Annotated in this window: 1 protein-coding gene and 1 pseudogene; both read right to left on the bottom strand. The window is 37.0% G+C overall.

Features of this window, described 5'->3' with window-relative positions; all coding sequences use genetic code 11:
* Window positions 1-330: 330 nt before the first annotated feature.
* Complete coding sequence (locus HT708_RS04025) at window positions 331-3681, bottom strand: DEAD/DEAH box helicase family protein (protein ID WP_172926020.1); 3351 nt, start codon at window positions 3679-3681, stop codon at window positions 331-333.
* A 29-nt stretch (window positions 3682-3710) separates the two neighbouring features.
* A pseudogene (locus HT708_RS04030) lies at window positions 3711-3787 on the bottom strand (type I restriction endonuclease); the annotation flags it as partial.

The raw sequence follows: 3787 nt of genomic DNA on the forward strand, positions 1-3787 counted from the left end.
ATCTACAACCTCAAAACCGTGTTTTGAGCAGCCTGCAGCTAGTTTGCTCTTTGATTTTCACTGAGTATTCCTTCATTTTCTCCTGCAATTGAATTCTTGCTCGACTTTTTGTTTTCTATTTCTTTAAAATCAAAGTAGCTCTTTTATAATAACTCGATCAACAAACATCGTGGTACAAGTATCTACTTTGAAATTTATCAACCACTTAACAACTGATACTGTATTCTAGGAAAACGATGACATTCTTCCTAATAAAACTTCTCATATATGACATAAATTTCTACTCTTTTTAATTTTAAATGAGTCTCAGTATGGCAATCACTTTAGAATTTAAGCCACTTCTCCAGCTCGATCATTGATGAGCTCAATGGTTTGAACAATATTACGAAGTACTGGTAGTTGGTGTTGAAAGAGTAGTTGAACAGATCCATGAGATTTAAATGGCTCTTGCGTTAACACTTTCATCTCTAAGCAACCATTTTCTACAATGTAGTCTACAATCAATTTTACAAATGAAATCTGCCTGGCATTGAGATTCTCATCCGACAAAAATTTAGAAAAAATACGATTGGCAGACTCTCTATCTAAGCCAATAATCTCACGCACCAATCTCGGAATTGCCTTATTTTCATAATGATGTTGGTAGTCTGCTTTGCTACCTAATTTTTCCCAGAGCAATTTTTCAAGTGCAAGCATATCATCAGATGTCAACTTTTTATTATGGTATAGCTTAGAAATGGACTCCTCATCCAGATGAGTTTTCAAATAATGCTCAACTTTTTCATTGTAAGACCGAAGATCGTTGACCTGCAAAAATGCTGTGGTCTCGTGAACAGTGGAGAGTATACGATCTTCAAAGTTAACATAGTAGGGTTTACGGTCTGTTTTATCCAAAAACTGTAATAAATCTCGAATAGCAAGACGAATTTTTTCCAAATCAGACAAGTTAACTTCTTTCCAAAATTCAGGCTCCTGTACTTTCCTGATAATTTCAGCCTGCTCAAAAACCTGCGGGATATTGCCAATAGCAGAAAGAGCTCTAGCCGTCTTCATCACTTGGGAAATATGAACAGTGGAAGATTTAGCTGTCAGTTGCCCCAACTGAATATGAAGCAACCACAAATCAAATCTCCTCGCCATCTCATCTTCTTTATCTTCATCAAATAAAAGCGGAGAGAGATTTTTTTGAATGGTTTCACTTGTAACAGCAGTTAGATTCTGCCAACTTTCCAATTTCCTATAGCTATAAACTGTATCTAAAACCATACGAACCCTGAAGTCCAACTCATTTAAGCTCTCTATACGACCTTGAAGTTCTAAAACAAGCTCCTGACGGTATGCTCTCGCAAACTGATCTTCTTGGTATTGGAGTCCCTGAAGTTCTCGAATCAAGTCCACTTTGATATTAAATAAACGCTGAGTCAACGAAACAATGTGACGACCCTCTCCATCTCTTGGATCTGCACGAAAATAATCAAAATTGTCCCCATAATCAAATACCAAGAAGTTTTCCTTATCCTGCTCAGGTCCAAATAAATCTTTACATAGACGGGTTCCTCGACCAATCATCTGCCAAAACTTAGTTTTAGAGCGTACTTTCTTGAAGAAGACTAAATTAACAACCTCTGGTACATCAATACCTGTATCTAACATATCGACAGAAATCGCAATTTGAGGATACTTCTCCTTAATTTTAAAATCATCAATCAAGGTCTGATAATGCTTAATACTATAATCAATCACCTGAGCATAGTCGCTCCCTTTTTCAGGATAGCGGTTGTTAAAAATACCTCTGATATATTCCGCATGGTCATGATTTTTAGCAAAAATAATAGTTTTACCAATTTCATCCCCCGAGGCTGTCTGAATTCCTCTTGTCATGAGTTCATTTAAAACAATTTCTACTGTACTTTTATTGAAAATAAAAGAATTAAACACACTCCCATCAATATCTTTTTCACAGCTATCGTCTTCAAATTTGCTATCAAAATGTTCCTTTTCTTCTTCGGATAAATCATCATAATGTAGACCATCCGTAGGTAGTTTCAGTTTGGTTTCGATAGAATGATAGGCTACTAAATATCCGTCTTTAACAGCCTCTTCCAAATCATATGCATATGTTGGAACACCATTCTCCAAATTAAAGAATCCATAGGTGTTTTTATCTAAATCTTGACGCGGAGTAGCTGTTAAGCCTACAATCCTTGCATCAAAATAATCAAAAATGGACTTGTATTTCTGATAAATAGAACGGTGAGACTCGTCAATTATGATAAGGTCAAAATGCCCAACAGTGAAAGGGCGTTGATTTACTTCTTCTTGACCACTAATCGCTCCAATCATGGTCGGATAAGTTGAAAAGACCATGCGACTTGATTGAGCTCCTTCTTTATCTTCTAAGAAGTTACAAACGGAAAGATCTGGGAGTAATTTTCTAAACGAATCATAGGCTTGCTTAACCAAGGAAGTTCTATCGGCTAAGAAGAGAACGTTTTTTACCCAGTTATGACGTGATAAGGTATCAACTAGAGAAACTGCTGTACGAGTTTTCCCAGCCCCAGTTGCCATAACCAAAAGTGCCTGTCTACGATGATTAGAGAAAGCTTCACAAACGCTTGCAATCGCATGTTTTTGGTAGTGACGCCCGGAAATATCGTCTCTAATTTTACTAGAAATATCCTCAAGTGGTTTTTGAAGATGACGTCTATCCATCACTAATTGCAATTCTTCTTGAGAGTAAAAGCCTGCAATCTGGCGGCGGTTCGGACCATCAAGTATATAGTGCTTCAACCCATTTGTAATAAAGCAAATTGGCTGATAGCCGATATGTTTCTCCAGAGCTTCAGCATATTCTTTGACCTGTACTTCCCCTACTTCTGGATTGACAGAGGCTTTTTTAGTCTCTACAATCGCTAAAATTTTCCCATTTTTACCATAAAGTACATAGTCACAGTAACCAATTCCTGAACCGTGCTTGAGACCATCAACAGCTATCTCAACACGACAGTTTTCTTCAAATATCCATCCTGCTAGACGGAGATCAATATCAATAAAGAGCTTTCTTGTCTCTGCCTCAGATAATTGATCAATATGGAAAGGCACATCTTGCCGTTGCGCTGCAGTCTCACGTTTTTCAGTATAAGTCTCTTGAACTTCTACGGACTGAGCAGCCATCTGTTCATGAAAATCAGGCAGTTCTGGTAAACTGTCTTGTAACTTTATCATAGATTGTGGAGTTTCTCGGTATTTGATGTTTGCTGAAAGTAGTAAGCACTTCTCATCAAAATAACGCTCCACAAATTCATTGCTGTAACAATAATCGATAAAATTAACAAACTGATACAAATGATGCAAAGCTAAAATCGCTTCTCGTTCCTTAATTTCACCACCATGAGCAGCATGGTTTCCCCACCGAATCAACAGAACTATCTGCTTGTGGAGTTCAGAATCTACGATATCCCTAAAATCATCATCCCATACTAAAGAAGATAGAGTAGCACGATAGGGAGCTTCTAAATATGAATCGTGACTATATATCCAATGGACAGCCTGCTCTAAAGCACGACGCGCCATAAAGGCAGTAGCCACAGTTGATGTAGCAATCATATTCTCAGCTTCAATGCAAGGTTTTGAAAAAGATTCATATTCGTCATTTTTTAAAAGAAAGCTAAAATTTCCCATTTTTTTCTCACTTTAAACAAATAGTTTAGCTATATTATACTAAATTTCAAGCTATTTCTCCACACTTTTATAGCTATCTCACAAGCAAATTGTGATTTGTCGACCT

Source organism: Streptococcus sp. 3613 (genome assembly GCF_013277375.1).
GTDB classification, from domain to species: Bacteria; Bacillota; Bacilli; order Lactobacillales; family Streptococcaceae; genus Streptococcus; species Streptococcus pseudopneumoniae.